This is a genomic window from Acidobacteriota bacterium (assembly GCA_030697165.1).
In the GTDB taxonomy this organism is placed as follows: domain Bacteria; phylum Acidobacteriota; class Vicinamibacteria; order Vicinamibacterales; family UBA2999; genus 12-FULL-67-14b.
The window spans coordinates 344468-358131 of record JAUYQQ010000009.1 but is presented as its reverse complement, the minus strand read 5'-3'; the positions used below and the strand labels follow the sequence as shown (position 1 = coordinate 358131).

The following is a 13664-nucleotide window of genomic DNA, read 5'->3' as shown; positions in this document are numbered from 1 at the left end:
ACAGCTTAAAACATGTTTTCCCTCGACGGCTACCGGGCCCTCCGGACGGACGGCGGCGTGGCCAGGCGAACTGACCGTGCCGTTTTGGCGATTACCGGCTCCGATCGGGCGGCCTGGCTGCAGGGTCTGGTGACCAACGACGTGGCTTCGCTTGCGCCCGGCGACAGCCGGTATGCGACGTATCTGACGCCCCAGGGCCGGATGATCACCGACCTGACGGTGACGGCCCGGCCCGACCGGCTGCTGCTGGACGTTCCGGCGCCGCTCGCCGCGGCGCTCTGCGAGCGGCTCGACGGCTTGATCTTCGCCGAAGACGCCCAGGTGAGCGAGCAGGGCGACGCCCTCGAGCTGTGGACGGCGATCCTCCCCGGCGAACGCGGCGCGTTGGTCGATGCCATCGTGGATGCTGGCCAGCCACACGGTTTGCCGTATCCGGAGATCAGCCTCGACACCTTCGAGGTGGTGCGTATTGAGCGCGGCATCCCGCGGTTCCTGGTCGACATGGACAACGAAACCATCCCCCTCGAGGCCGGCATCGAAGACCGCGCCATCTCGTTCACTAAGGGGTGCTACGTCGGCCAGGAGGTGATCGTCCGGGTCACGCACCGCGGCGGCGGGCGCGTGGCGAAGAAACTGGTGCGCTGGAAGGCGGATCCGTCAGCCGCCGTCGTGCCGCTTCCCGGCTCCCGCATCTTTGCCGGAGAGGGAGAGAAGGACATCGGTCGCGTCACGAGCGCCGCATTCTCGCCGGCGCGCGAGGCCGTGGTCGGGCTGGGCTATGTGCATCGGGATTTCGTCGCCGCGGGTACGGAAGTCACAGTCGTATGGAATGATTCCCGGTCGAAGGTGACCATCGAATGATTTCGAGGCAACGGCTCGTCCTGCTGGGTTCGGCGTTCTTGGCAGCGGCAGTAGTTGCTGTGCCTCTTGCTCCAACCTTCGCCAAGGCTCCGGCTGGCAAGCAAGCCCCGACCACCAAGCCCCAAGCCCTGTGGTTCAAAGGCAACCTGCACACCCACACCGTGAACAGCGACGGCGACTCGACGCCGGACGATGTCGTGACGTGGTATCGGGAGCGGAATTACCAGTTCCTGGTGCTGACCGATCACAACTACCTGACCAGCGTCGAGGGCTTGAACGCCCTCCATGGCGCCGACGACAAGTTCCTGGTCGTCAAGGGTGAAGAGGTCACCAGCCGGTTCGGTGACAAGCCGCTGCACGTCAACGGGCTCGAGATCGAGCGCTTCGTGCCGCCGCCCGAGGGTGGCAGTTCGGTATTGGATGTCCTGCAGCAGATGGTCGACGGCATCCGCGCGGCCCGCGGCGTGCCGAGCATCAACCACCCGAATTTCGGATGGGCGATCTCGCCCGACGAACTGGGACAGGTGCAGCGCACGAAGCTGTTCGAGGTGTTCAACGGCCATCCCACGGTGAACAACCTCGGTGGTGGTGGCGTGCCAAGTCTCGAGGAAACGTGGGATCGCATCCTGTCGAGCGGCAAGCTGCTGTACGGCATTGCCGTGGACGATGCGCATTACTTCAAGCGGCCTGAGGATCCGGCGGCGCCGCGGCCGGGCAAGGGCTGGGTCCATGTGCGCGCGGCGCGGCTGGAGCCGCGCGCGCTGGTCGAGGCGCTCGAGCGCGGCGACTTCTACTCGTCCACCGGCGTCCAGATGCAGGCTGTGGATGCCAGCGCATCCTCTCTGTCGCTGTCGGTGAGGACTGAGCCGGCGAGCAAGTACCGCATCCAGTTCATCGGCCGGCAGGGCCGCGTGCTGAGCGAAGTGACCACGCCCACGGCGACCTACACCTTCAAGGGCGACGAGGGCTACGTGCGCGCGAAGGTCATGGAATCCAATGGCAAGGCCGCGTGGATTCAACCGGTGCCGGTCGGTGCCGCTGGCCCCAGGTGAGTGACCCCGTAGGGGCGGGCTTATGCCCGCCCGTGGTGGTCGTGGCTGCCGTCATCGAACGTGACGATGCGTTTCTGCTGACGCTGCGGCAGGCGGGTACGCACCTGGCGGATCATTGGGAGTTCCCTGGCGGGAAGGTCCACGTCAGCGAGACTCACGTCGAGGCCCTTCGTCGCGAGCTGTTCGAAGAACTCGACATCGTCGCCACCGTGGGTGAGGCCGTTCATACCGTCACCCATGCGTACCCGGAGAAGACCGTCGAGCTGCACTTCTATCGCTGCGGGTTCGAGGGCGAGCCGAAGCCGATGATGGGACAGGGGATGCGGTGGGTGCCGCGCGGCGAGCTGGCCGGCCTGCCGTTTCCCGACGCCGATCGGGACCTCATTAGAATCCTTTCTGAAGCGCCCAACTCTATATCCTCAGACCGCAATTGAGGAGGACGTGATGACTGGATTCCTGAAAACCAACGAACATCCGGCGGAGCGCGTGATTCGGGTCGCACTGGGCGTGACGCTGGTGGCCATGGCGGCCATGGGCACGATCGGGGTGTGGGGTTACATCGGCCTGGTGCCGATCGTCACCGGCCTCGCCGGCACCTGCCCCCTTTATAGTGTCTTTGGTATTTCCACGTGTCCGATGCCCAAGACGAAGGCCTGATCGATCTCGAGTTGGCGCGCCGAGCTGGCGGCGGCGACCGCGAGGCGTTTTCCGCGCTGGTCACGCGGCACCAGGCGAGCGTCTACCGGCTGGCGCGGCACGTGGCCGGGACGCGTGACGAAGCCGAAGACGTGCTGCAGCAGACATTCCTGTCGGCCTGGCAGGGCGTGTCTCGGTTCCGCGGGGAATCGAGCGTGCGGACCTGGTTGCTGACCATTGCCCGCAACGCGGCGGTGACCCGCCGCGTCCGCGCGGCGCGCGAACCGATTGACGCGACGCCGCTCGACGACCTCGGCATCCGCGCCGGCTGGGGTGGGCCGAATCCTGAACAACTGGCGGTGGCGGCGGAACAGCACGGTCGCTTGGTTGCCGCGCTCGCTGGCCTTGCCCCGGACGAACGGGAAGTCCTCACGCTGCGCGACCTCGAGGGACTGAGCGGCGAGGACGTGGCCGCCATGCTGGGCCTGACTACGGCGGCCATGAAGAGCCGGCTGCACCGGGCGCGCTTACGCCTGGCCGAGGCCGTGAGGGGAGGGACGATGCATGCGACCAAGTGAGCGCACAGTGGCCGGGCTGACTTGCTCTGAAGTCCTGGCGGACCTGTCGCCGTACCTGGATGGTGAGCTGGCGCCTGACCGGCGCGGCAATATCGAGGCACATGTTTCCGAGTGTCAGGCCTGCGCCGCATTCGGCCAGGCCTTTGGCGGCATGGTCGACGCCGTGCGGGCGCGGCTCCGCGAACCTGAACCGGTGCCTGCCGAGATTGCCGAGCGGCTCAAGACCGCGCTCGGTTCATGACGGCTGCTAGCCCCGTGCGGGACCGGCAGAGGCGGATCATGGGGCAGGACGAGCACTTCGGCTTGCGGGCGCTGCAGTGCGTGGCGCCAAAATCCATCAACGCCTGGTTGAAGTCGAACACGTGCTTGTGCGGCAGCACGGCTTCGCTGTGCGCCCACAGACGTTTCTTCATGGCGTGGCTCTTCGGATCGCCCTTGCCGATGAAGATGCGAAACAGCACCCGCGCCACGTTGGTGTCGAGAATAGCGGCGCGCTCACGAAAGGCAAAGCTGCGGACCGCGCCGGCGGTGTACTCGCCAATGCCCTTGAACGACAGCAGCGTCTCGCGGTCCGACGGCAGCTGGCCGTCGTACTTTTCGACCGCCTGCTGGGCGATCGACTGCAGCCGCCTCGGGCGGATGTTGTAGCCCAGCGGATACCACGTCTTGGTGACCTCGGCCGGTGGCGCCTCGGCGAGCACGGCGAAGCTCGGGTACTTACCGAGCCACTCAAGGTACTTCGGCAGCACGCGATCGACCTGCGTCTGCTGCAGCATGATCTCCGACACGAGGATGTGGTACGGGTCGCTGGTGTTGCGCCACGGCAGATCGCGGCCGTTCTTGCGGTACCAGGCCAGCAGGTTTCGGCGAAAGCGCTGCCGCAAGGCCGGCGCCGGCAGGGGTGGGGTGCGTGGTTTAGGCGGCAAGTGTGGTGATCAGTAAGCCGCAATGTAGCCTCCGGCTTTAGCCGGAGCGGCTGCGACGCCCTATAATCCTACCAGTGTCCATCTACACAAAAACCGGCGACACCGGCGATACCAGCTTGTTCGACGGCACCCGGGTCTCGAAGACCCACCCGCGGGTGATCGCGTACGGCGACGTGGACGAGGTGCAGGCGTGCCTCGGCATGGTGCGCGCCGCCGGCCTGCCACCGGACCTGGATGAGATGTGCGTGTCTCTCCAGCGCGACCTGTTCGCGCTGGGCGCGCGGCTCGCCGACCCGTCGCACAAGATCGCGAGGCGGGTCGAGAAGATCGTGATCAACGACGAGAGCATCAGTCGCCTCGAAGGTTGGATCGACAAACTGGATGAGCAAATCGCGCCACTGCGCCACTTCATCCTGTCTGACGGTTGCCCGGCCGGCGCGGCGCTCCACTACGCGCGCACCGTGTGCCGCCGCGCGGAGCGGTCGGTGCTGCTGCTCGGCGCCGACGCCGTCGAACCGGTGGTGATCGTCTACCTGAACCGGCTGTCGGATTTGCTGTTCACGATCGCCAGGGCGGCAAACCATCGAGCCGGTGTCCAAGAAACTCAGTGGTGAACCTCGAGCAAGCCTACGCGGCTTGTCAGCGGCTGGCTGAATCCCACTACGAGAACTTTCCGGTCGCCTCGCGCCTGATGCCCGCGCGGCTGCGTCCACACGTCGCCGCCATCTATGCCTTTGCCCGCACCGCCGACGATTTCGCGGATGAGCCCGGCCGCGAGCCGGACGAGCGTTTGCGACTACTGGATGAGTGGGGGAGGCGGCTTGATGGCGAGCACTTTCCCGACGCAAAGCGCCCTCCCGACCAGCAGTGCCCTCCCGACATGATCTTCAGCGCGCTGGCGAACACGCGCGAACGCTTCGACCTCCCGGCGGAGTTGTTCCACGACCTGTTGAGTGCATTCAAGCAGGATGTCGTAACGACTCGGTATGCGTCGTGGAACGACGTCCTGGACTACTGCCGGCGATCTGCAAACCCGGTGGGCCGCCTGGTCCTGCGGCTGAGTGGCTATCGCGATGGGGCGCTCGACCGCGCCAGCGATGCCGTATGCACGGCATTGCAGCTCACCAATTTCTGGCAGGACCTGGCCATCGACTGGCCGCGCGGCCGGCTCTACGTGCCCGAAGAAACCTGGCGGGCCGCCGGCGCCGACCCGACAGCCCTCGATCGCGGCCGCCTGACGCCGGAGTGGGCGGCGGCCATGCGCGCCTGCGGCGCACGCACGCGGCAACTGTTCGCCGCCGGCCGCCCGGTCTGCGACGGGGTCGGCGGCCGCCTTCGCTACGAGCTGCGCGCCACCTGGCTCGGCGGTTCCCGCATTCTCGATCGCCTCGAAGCCGGCCACTACGACGTCTTCACGTCGCGTCCGGCGCTCGGCACCAGCGATGCATTAGTGATAGCGTTTGGCACAGCCCTTTGGCGCCGGCACGCTGGCACCGTGGCACCAACCCCTTAGGCACCATTAGGCACGCTAGGCACCTTAGGCACCCGTGGCAAGAGACACATCATTCTCGTACTCGTTCCTAGTCCTGCCAGACGAGCAGCGTCAGGCTATTGGCCTGGTCTGGGACTTCTGCCGCGCCGTGGACGATGCGGTGGATGAGGCGCCGGATGAGGTGACCGCGGCACGCGAGATTGGCCGGTGGCGCGAAGAGGTGGGCCGACTGTTCGGCGGCGAAGCCCCGCTCACGCCGCAGGGGCAGAACCTGGCACCGGTAGTGGCGGCCTTTTCGTTGTCGCGGCAGCCGTTTGACGACCTGGTCGACGGCGTCGAGATGGACCTTCGTCACAAGACGTACCAGACCTTCGACGAGCTGTCCGGCTATTGCCGCCGCGTCGCCTCGGCGGTCGGCCTGATGTGCATCGAAATCTTCGGCGCGCGCGACTCGCGCTCGCGCGACTACGCCTTCAACCTGGGCCTGGCCCTGCAGCTCACCAACATCATTCGCGACGTGGCCGTTGACCTCAAGAATGGCCGCGTCTACCTGCCGCAAGAAGACCTCGCGCGCTTCGGCGTATGCGAAGCCGACTTGCGCGCCGGTGTCGTCACCCCGGCCATGCGCAACCTGCTGGCGCACCAGTGCCAGCGCGCGCGCCAGTTCTACACCGCCGCCGCGCAGGCCATGCCCCACGCCGATGCGCACAAGCTGGTTGCGGCCGAGATCATGGGCGGCATCTACTTCGAGATCCTCCAGCGCATCGAGCGCCGCCACTACGACGTGTTCGCCGAGTTGATTCGCGTACCCAAGGCCGTGCGGGCGCGAATTGCGCTCGCGATCTGGGCGCGTGGGCAGCTGTCGGCGCTCGGCTATCGCCTGTTTTCACGCGCGTGACCGCCGACGCCGTAGTCATTGGCGGCGGCGTGGCCGGCTTCAGTGCCGCCACCGCGCTGGCAGAAGCCGGCGCGCGGGTGTTGCTGCTCGAAGCCCGTCCAGGGCTGGGCGGCCGCGCCACGGCCTTTACCGATCCGGAAACCGGCGAACGCGTCGACAACGGCCAGCACATCCTGATGGGCTGTTACGTTGACACGTTGGCGCTGCTGGCGCGCATCAACGCGCTCGACCGCGTGCGGTGGCAGGCGGGTCTTGCGCTGACCATGGTCGACCAGCAGGGCCGCGAGTCGGTGCTGAAGTTGCCGCCCCTGCCGTCGCCGCTGCACCTGCTCGGCGGTGTGCTCGCGTGGGACGCGCTCAGCTGGGCCGAGCGCCTATCGATTCTTCGCGTGGGCGCAGCCCTTGGTCCGCCTAACCACCTTCGCCAAGGCTACGGCGGTCAAGAAGGCGGACGCTACATCCCCACCGAACCGTCCCGCGAAACCGTCCGCGAATGGCTCACCCGACTCGGCCAGGCGCCGCGCCTCTGCGAGCTGTTCTGGGAACCCCTGGCGCTGGCCGCGCTCAACCAGTCGATCGACCAGGCGGCGGCGTCGTACTTTGTCGGCATTCTCGAGCGGATGTTCGGCCCCGATCCTTCGTCGGCCGCGTTGGTAATGCCAGTGGTGCCGCTCGACGAACTGTATGCCGAACCGGCGCGGGCGTGGCTCGAGGCGCGCGGCCACGAGGTGCGGGTCAACGCGCCGGCCAGGGTGGTGGTCGAGGGCGATCGCGTGACCGGCGTGCGCGTGCGCGGCGAGCACATTTCAGCGCCGGTCGTGATCTCCACCGTGCCGTGGCATGCGCTCGGCGCCGTGTTCGAGGAGCCCCCCGCTGCGTTGGCCGGCACCATCGCCAATGCGTCGGCACTGGGCAGCCTGCCGATCGTGACGGTGAACCTGTGGTTCGATCGTCCGGTGATGCATGAAGCGCTGATCGGATTGCCCGGGCGCGCGTTTCAGTGGGTGTTCGATCGCCGCGCCATTGTCGGCGGCGCCAGTTCCCACCTGTCGATGATCTCGAGCGGCGCCGAGACGATCGTCGCGATGGGCAACGACGAACTGATCGCGCTGGCGCTGGCCGACGTGCGAGCGGCGCTGCCGGCAGCTCGCAGCGCGGTGCTGCGCAAGGGCCTGGCCGTGCGCGAGAAGCGGTCGACCTTTTCGCTGGCGCCGGACGCGCCGCCCCGGCCGCAGACCGAGACTGCCATTGCCGGGTTCCTGCTGGCGGGCGACTGGATCGATACCGGCCTCCCGGCGACGATTGAATCGGCGGCGGTGTCGGGCCACCGCGCGGCAGCCCTTGTCTCAACCACGAAGCACACGAAGACAGAAACCACGAAGCACGCGAAGACCGAAGCCACGAAGCACGCCAACCACTATTAAAATTAGATTCTTCGTGTCCTTCGTGTGGATCTCCGTGTCCCTCGTGGTTGCCTTTTGGAAATGACATCAATACTTGCCCACTATTCGGAGGTCGCGCTCAAGGGCAAGAACCGCCCGTGGTTCATTGGCCGGCTGGTGCGCCATCTGCACATGGCGCTGGCCGGATTGAGCGTGAAGGAGATCCGGACGCCGATGGGCCGGATCGAGATCGTGCTCGGCCGCGAGGCGACGGCCGGCGAGATTCGCGATCGCATGTCGCGCGTGTTCGGCATTGCCAACTACTCGGTGGCGACCCGCGTGCCGCTCGACTTCGACGGCATGGCCGAGGCGATTGTCTCGCGGCTGCCGCCGCGCGAAAGTGCGTCGAGTTTTCGGGTGTACGTGCGCCGCGCCGATCAGCAGTTCGCGACGCCCTCGCCCGACCTGGCACGCGACCTGGGCTCGAAGGTCTGGCGCGCGCGCGGCTGGAAGGTGGACCTGGATCATGCCGACCTGGTGATCAGCGTCGAGATCGTGCCGGGGCAGGCGTACCTCTACATGCAGAAGGAGGCGGGGCCCGGCGGATTGCCGACCGGTACGGCCGGCCGCGTGACGGCGCTGCTGTCGGGCGGCATCGATTCGCCCGTGGCGGCGTGGCGCATGATGAAGCGCGGTTGCCACGTGACGCTGGTGCATTTTCATAGCGCGCCGTTCCTGTCGAACATTTCGCAGGGAAAGGCCCGCCGGCTGGCCGAGGTCCTGACGCGCTACCAGTTGCGGTCGCGGCTGTTCCTGGTGCCGTTTGGCGAGCTGCAGCGTGAGGTGACGCTCGGCGTGCCCGGCGCCCTGCGGGTGATCATCTACCGGCGCTTCATGCTGCGCATCGCCGAGCGCATCGCCCGCGACGCCAGGGCGAAGGCGCTGGTGACGGGTGACGTGATTGGCCAGGTCGCGTCGCAGACCCTCGACAACCTCGCCGCCGCCGACAGCGCGACCCGGTTGCCGATCCTGCGGCCGCTGGTCGGCATGGACAAGGAGGAGATCATGAGCCAGGCGCAGCGGCTGGGCACCTTCGAAATCTCGATCGAGCCCGACCAGGACACCTGCACCCTGTTTACGCCTCGCCATCCAGAGACCCATGCCCGCCGGCACCAGATTGACGAGGTCGAGGCCGGGCTGCCCATTGCCGAGATGGTCAAGGCCGCGGCCGCCCAGGCCGTGGTGGAAGACCTGGTGCACCCGCGGCCGGCAATGGTCCGCCTGAAGGCGGACGCCACATCGATGTAGCGTCCGGCTTTAGCCGGACCGCGGGATCTGCGTCATCTGTGTTGCCGGTGATAAAGTAATTCGGCATGCCTACCGTCGAAGACATCCTCGGAGCCGACGCCAGCGCCCTCCTGACGCACCAGTGCAAGATCCCGAAAGAGACGCTGCACCTGCCCGGCCCCGACTTCGTGGAGCGCATCCACCTGTCGTCGAACCGGCCGGTGCCGGTCCTGGGCCGCCTGCAATCGCTGCTCGATCATGGGCGGCTGGGTGGCACGGGCTACGTTTCGATCCTGCCCGTTGACCAGGGCATTGAGCATTCCGCCGGCGCGTCGTTTGCGCCCAACCCGCAGTATTTCGATCCCGAGAACATCGTGAAGCTGGCGATCGAGGGCGGTTGCAACGGCGTGGCCTCGACGCTCGGCGTGCTCGGCATGACCGCGCGCAAGTACGCGCACAGGATTCCGTTCATCCTCAAGCTGAACCACAACGAGTTCCTCTCGTATCCGAACGCCTACGATCAGATCAAGTTCGCCAGCGTGAAGCAGGGCTTCGACATGGGCGCGGCCGGCGTCGGCGCGACCATCTACTTCGGTTCGGAAGAGTCGAAGCGGCAGATCCAGGAAGTGACCGAGATGTTCCAGCACGCGCACGAGTTGGGCATGTTCACCGTGTTGTGGTGTTACCTGCGCAACTCGGCGTTCAAGACCAAGGAGGTGGACTACCACCTCTCCGCCGACCTCTCCGGCCAGGCCAACCACCTCGGCGTGACGATCGAGGCCGACATCATCAAGCAGAAGCTGCCCGAGAATAACGGCGGCTACAACGCGGTCAACTTCGGCAAGACCCACAAGAAGGTCTACTCGGACCTGAGCAGCGATCATCCGATCGACCTCACGCGCTACCAGCTCGCCAACTGTTACATGGGCCGCGCCGGCCTGATCAACTCGGGCGGCGCTTCGGCGGGGGAGAGCGACCTCAAGGAAGCGATCAAGACGTCGGTGATCAACAAGCGCGCCGGCGGCATGGGCCTGATCTCGGGCCGCAAGGCGTTCCAGCGCCCGATGAAGGAAGGCGCCGCCTTACTGAACGCGATCCAGGACGTCTATCTCAACAAGGGCATCACCATCGCGTGACGCGGCCCTCGACCTGGGTCGCGGTCCTTGCTGCAATAGTCCTATTGGCCGGCGCGTCGCAACTGACGCGCGCCGGCTACTCCGTTGACGAGGAGTTCACCCTCTTCGCCGTCCGCGGCATCGAGCTCGGCGGCCTGCCGCACCTGCCGTCAGCGCTTCTCTACGACCGCGGCCTCGCCTACTCCTACGCCAGTTGGATGGCCGGCTGGCTCACCGGTTCGCAACTTCCAGCCTATCGTGCACTGAGCCTGCTGAGCGCGCTGGTGTCGGTGCTCCTGGTCTTCGCCATCGTCGGCCGGCACGCAACCGATCGCGCCGCGGTGCTCGCCGCGACGTTGGTATCGATGTCGCTGCCCTTCTGGGCCACCGCCACCACCGGCCGCTTCTACGCGCCGTTCCTCGCCTCGTATCTGGCGGTGTTGTGGCTGCTGAGCACCCGAGGCCAGCGCACCTTAGGCACTCTAGGCACCCTAGGCACCATCGCGTTCGTTTCGCGTTTAACCCACGAACTCGCATTCACGCTGCCGGCCATCCCCCTCGTGTGCGCGCTACTGGGTGTGCGCGCCAAGCGACGGGCGTGGCTGGCCGCCGCCGCCGCCATCGTCACCGGTCTCGTGGCGGCTCAGGGGCTCCTGTTCTTGCTGCATGCGCTCGAACCGTCCAGCGGCGAGACCATGGTGAGGCGATTCTTCCTGTGGCAGGTGTTGAACCTGTTCGAGGTGCCGCCCAGCGGCCAGTACGGCCACACGCTGGCCGCGATGGTGGTGGCGTGGCTGCTGGTGCCCGCCCGCGCCGGACTTGCCACCGTCGCCGGATTATCTTTCGCGGCCATGGTGCTCTCGTTCTCGATCGCGCGCGCGTCGAATCTGGGTCCCCTGGACGTGGCCACGGTGGCGCGAGTGGCCTCCGACGGCGCCGTGTACCCGCTGGACATGTTCCGTCACCTCGCCGCAGCGCACCCGGTGCTGACGATGCTGGCGCTGGCGTCGCTCGGCGCGCGCCTCCTGGGCGCCGGTGGCGAGTGGCGGCTGCACGAGCGCGGCGCGCACCTGTTGTGGCTGTTCTGGGTCCTCTGGTTTGGGGTGATCGATTCCGGCATCACCACCAATTACCTGCTGCTGCCGGTCGTGCTGATGCTGGCAGCTATTGCCATCGACGTTGATGCCATCGTCGGGCGCTTGCTCCCACGCCGTGTCGCCTTCGCCGTGGTCGCCCTCGTCGCGTTGGCCCTGGGGCTGGATCAATGGCGTGGCTCGGGTTCCATTGACGATCGCCTCGAAGCCGCGCGACCCACCATCGACATTCCCGGCATGGACGAAGTGCGCGCCGGCCTGCTGCCGGCGGATCGCGTCGCCTGCACCGACGAACTGGCGTGTCTCATGCTGGTCGGCCGAATTGACCGGTGGCTCGCGCTCGACGACTTCGTCCGCGATCGCTTCCTGGTTACGCGGCCGGATGGCACGTCAGCCGGTGTCTACACTGGTGCACCGGCCGTGTTCCGTCCCGGCGACCTGTTCACGCCGAATGCCGACGGCACCTTGCCCGATCGCGTGCTGATCGTGGATGTCTTCAAGGACTTTCCGGTTGGCCACTCGGCGCCCTGGCTGCCGCGAGCGATCGAACTCGACGGGCTGCAGGTGATCCCGATGCTCGAGACGCCCCAGGGCCGCGTTCTGCAGATTTCGCCCCAGGAGAGATACGCCCGTCGCCGAGACGTTGGGTTAGAGTAGCCGACGGCACGATTCACATGGATTCTCGCGTCACGATCCACATGGCGGCCAGCCTCGACGGCTTCATCGCCCGGAAAGACGGCCGCGTCGACTGGATGGAGACCTCGGACGAGTTCGAGGGCGGCGACAACATGTCACCGGAGTTGGTCGCGGAGTTTCTCGCGACCATCGACTGCTACGTCATGGGCTCGCGCACCTACGAGACCGCGCTTGATTTCGAGGCCAGGGGCCATGGCTGGGCCTACGGCGACAAGCCCACCTTCGTCCTCACCAGTCGCAAGCTGCCACGGACCCGGGAGACCGTCGAGTTCTACTCGGGCGATCTCGCGAAACTGGTGAACGAGCGGCTGAAGCCGAACTTCCGCAGCATCTGGTTCGTTGGCGGTGGCGCTGTGTGCGGCGAATGCCTTCGCCGCGGACTGGCCGACGAAGTCCGCTATTCGATCCTGCCCATCCTGATTGGCGACGGCGTCTCGTTCTTCGACCGGCTCGACCAGGACGTGGCGCTGCACCTGGTCGAGGTGAAGGGATACGAGAGCGGCATGGTGGCGCTACGCTACGACGTGAGAGGTTGACCCTGGATGCGGCACGCACTACTTCTCTGCGTCATCGGCGTGACCCTGTCCGCGTGCACGGCTACAGGGAGCCAGGCGACTGACGCCGGCGCGCTGCCGGCGCCGCTGCGGGCTGACTTGCAGAACGAGCGGTTTCAAATGGTCACCGCCATCAGGGGCTTGCCGCTCGGCGTCCGCGATGGGTTGCAGGAATTATTCGGCAGCCAAACCCTGGATATCGCCGATCCCGGGGCCGAGCTCCAGCCGACGGGTGTGACCCACGTGCCGCCAACCCGGCGGTTGGTTGCGGCCGGGTGCTCGACCAACTACTGCCTCGTCTACTACCAGCGCCTCGGCGATAACCCCACCTGGCATGTCGCGCTGTTTCACTGGACACCGGACGCGACCCGGTTCGAGTGGGGCGGCACGGCGCCGGGCGGCTTGGCGACCGACGATGAAGTGCGGAAAGCCATTCTTGCGGGGCGAATCAAAGACCCCGCGAGCGTCTGGTAGTACCCCAGCCCGACGGTGTCTCGATGGCCGTCGCTCAGTCCGGCGTGCCAGGCCCTTGGCGTGGATCCGATTTCGGCCGTGCGAGGTAATCCCTGAGCGCTTCGTTGGTGCTGCGGAAGGCGAGGTCGTCCCATGGAATCGCGTCGAGGTCAAACTCCCTCGCTTCAATCCCCTCGTCATCCACGGCGAGCTCGCCCGACATCTTCGTGGCGGCATAGACGATGATCACCGGCGCCCGGCCGGCGTACGAGTAGATGTTGACGAGGTGGTCGAGCCGCACGTCGAGCCCGACCTCTTCGCGCGCCTCGCGGATGGCGGCCAGGGTGATCTCCTCCCCCCGGTCCACATAGCCGCCCGGAAACACCCACTTGCCGTAGCCCGGTTCGATGGCGCGCCTGACCAGCACGATCTGCCGGCCCTCGTTGACGCGGATGATCGTGCCCACGGCGATCTTGGGATCCAGGTAGAACACGAACCCGCAGGCCTGGTTGGTGCAGACCAGCCGCTTCGGCTCGGTCACCTTCAGCACGCGAGGCTCGAGCGGGCTGCCACAGACCGGGCAGAACTTGTACGGCGGGTTCAGGTCGTGCGAGTGCCCCAAGTCCCTCAGTATAGAATT

17 protein-coding genes are annotated in these 13664 nt (G+C 66.7%); 15 read left to right on the top strand and 2 right to left on the bottom strand.

All coding sequences use genetic code 11. The features are described from left to right. Nucleotides 1–12 precede the first annotated feature (12 nt). Genes Q8T13_09935 through Q8T13_09910 form a run of 6 tightly spaced genes read left to right on the top strand, consistent with a single transcriptional unit; the run spans nucleotide 13 to nucleotide 3368 of the window. Nucleotides 13–861 (top strand): glycine cleavage T C-terminal barrel domain-containing protein, encoded by an 849-nt coding sequence (locus tag Q8T13_09935; protein MDP3718069.1) that lies wholly within the window; start codon nucleotides 13–15, stop codon nucleotides 859–861. Between the two features lie 59 nt (nucleotides 862–920). Next, a complete protein-coding gene (locus Q8T13_09930) occupies nucleotides 921–1913 on the top strand; it encodes a CehA/McbA family metallohydrolase (GenBank protein ID MDP3718068.1) in 993 nt (330 codons plus the stop codon). Between the two features lie 41 nt (nucleotides 1914–1954). Then, a complete protein-coding gene (locus tag Q8T13_09925; GenBank protein ID MDP3718067.1) occupies nucleotides 1955–2347 on the top strand; it encodes a (deoxy)nucleoside triphosphate pyrophosphohydrolase in 393 nt (130 codons plus the stop codon). A 10-nt stretch (nucleotides 2348–2357) separates the two neighbouring features. Then, nucleotides 2358–2570 carry a DUF2892 domain-containing protein gene (locus Q8T13_09920; GenBank protein ID MDP3718066.1) on the top strand — a complete coding sequence of 71 codons (213 nt, stop codon included), beginning with the start codon at nucleotides 2358–2360 and terminating at the stop codon, nucleotides 2568–2570. Continuing rightward, the gene (locus tag Q8T13_09915; protein ID MDP3718065.1) at nucleotides 2543–3127 is read left to right on the top strand and encodes a sigma-70 family RNA polymerase sigma factor; all 585 of its coding nucleotides are present in this window, start codon (nucleotides 2543–2545) and stop codon (nucleotides 3125–3127) included. Before Q8T13_09920 ends, Q8T13_09915 begins: the two co-directional genes overlap by 28 nt. Continuing rightward, nucleotides 3114–3368 (top strand): zf-HC2 domain-containing protein, encoded by a 255-nt coding sequence (locus tag Q8T13_09910; GenBank protein ID MDP3718064.1) that lies wholly within the window; start codon nucleotides 3114–3116, stop codon nucleotides 3366–3368. The genes Q8T13_09915 and Q8T13_09910 overlap by 14 nt, the downstream gene beginning before the upstream one ends. Here Q8T13_09910 and Q8T13_09905 read toward each other — a convergent pair. Further along, nucleotides 3346–4053, bottom strand: a complete 708-nt coding sequence (locus Q8T13_09905; GenBank protein MDP3718063.1) for an A/G-specific adenine glycosylase — start codon at nucleotides 4051–4053, stop codon at nucleotides 3346–3348. The two genes, Q8T13_09910 and Q8T13_09905, sit on opposite strands and share 23 nt — an antisense overlap. Nucleotides 4054–4127: 74 nt before the next feature. On the opposite strand from Q8T13_09905, the gene Q8T13_09900 reads away from it, so the two are divergent. The 9 genes from Q8T13_09900 (at nucleotide 4128) to Q8T13_09860 (ending at nucleotide 13045) form a co-directional block, all read left to right on the top strand. Continuing rightward, nucleotides 4128–4667, top strand: a complete 540-nt coding sequence (locus Q8T13_09900; GenBank protein MDP3718062.1) for a cob(I)yrinic acid a,c-diamide adenosyltransferase — start codon at nucleotides 4128–4130, stop codon at nucleotides 4665–4667. Continuing rightward, nucleotides 4664–5566, top strand: coding sequence for a squalene synthase HpnC (gene hpnC, locus Q8T13_09895; protein ID MDP3718061.1), 903 nt, complete (start codon nucleotides 4664–4666; stop codon nucleotides 5564–5566). Before Q8T13_09900 ends, hpnC begins: the two co-directional genes overlap by 4 nt. A 34-nt stretch (nucleotides 5567–5600) precedes the next feature. Continuing rightward, nucleotides 5601–6443, top strand: a complete 843-nt coding sequence (hpnD, locus tag Q8T13_09890) for a presqualene diphosphate synthase HpnD (GenBank protein MDP3718060.1) — start codon at nucleotides 5601–5603, stop codon at nucleotides 6441–6443. Beyond that, the gene (hpnE, locus tag Q8T13_09885; protein MDP3718059.1) at nucleotides 6440–7867 is read left to right on the top strand and encodes a hydroxysqualene dehydroxylase HpnE; all 1428 of its coding nucleotides are present in this window, start codon (nucleotides 6440–6442) and stop codon (nucleotides 7865–7867) included. The genes hpnD and hpnE overlap by 4 nt, the downstream gene beginning before the upstream one ends. A 60-nt stretch (nucleotides 7868–7927) precedes the next feature. After that, nucleotides 7928–9133, top strand: coding sequence for a tRNA uracil 4-sulfurtransferase ThiI (gene thiI, locus Q8T13_09880; protein ID MDP3718058.1), 1206 nt, complete (start codon nucleotides 7928–7930; stop codon nucleotides 9131–9133). 65 nt (nucleotides 9134–9198) lie between these two features. Further along, nucleotides 9199–10248: a class I fructose-bisphosphate aldolase gene (locus tag Q8T13_09875; protein MDP3718057.1), complete on the top strand. Its 1050-nt coding sequence runs from the start codon at nucleotides 9199–9201 to the stop codon at nucleotides 10246–10248. A 44-nt stretch (nucleotides 10249–10292) separates the two neighbouring features. Next, entirely contained in the window at nucleotides 10293–11978 is a 1686-nt protein-coding gene (locus tag Q8T13_09870; GenBank protein MDP3718056.1) for a hypothetical protein, read from the top strand. Nucleotides 11979–11995: 17 nt separating this feature from the next. Continuing rightward, on the top strand, nucleotides 11996–12553 hold the full coding sequence (locus tag Q8T13_09865; protein MDP3718055.1) for a dihydrofolate reductase family protein: 558 nt from the start codon (nucleotides 11996–11998) through the stop codon (nucleotides 12551–12553). Between the two features lie 39 nt (nucleotides 12554–12592). Further along, nucleotides 12593–13045: a hypothetical protein gene (locus Q8T13_09860; GenBank protein ID MDP3718054.1), complete on the top strand. Its 453-nt coding sequence runs from the start codon at nucleotides 12593–12595 to the stop codon at nucleotides 13043–13045. Nucleotides 13046–13079: 34 nt separating this feature from the next. Here Q8T13_09860 and Q8T13_09855 read toward each other — a convergent pair whose 3' ends face one another. Then, nucleotides 13080–13646, bottom strand: a complete 567-nt coding sequence (locus Q8T13_09855) for an NUDIX hydrolase (GenBank protein MDP3718053.1) — start codon at nucleotides 13644–13646, stop codon at nucleotides 13080–13082. Between the last annotated feature and the right edge of the window lie 18 nt (nucleotides 13647–13664).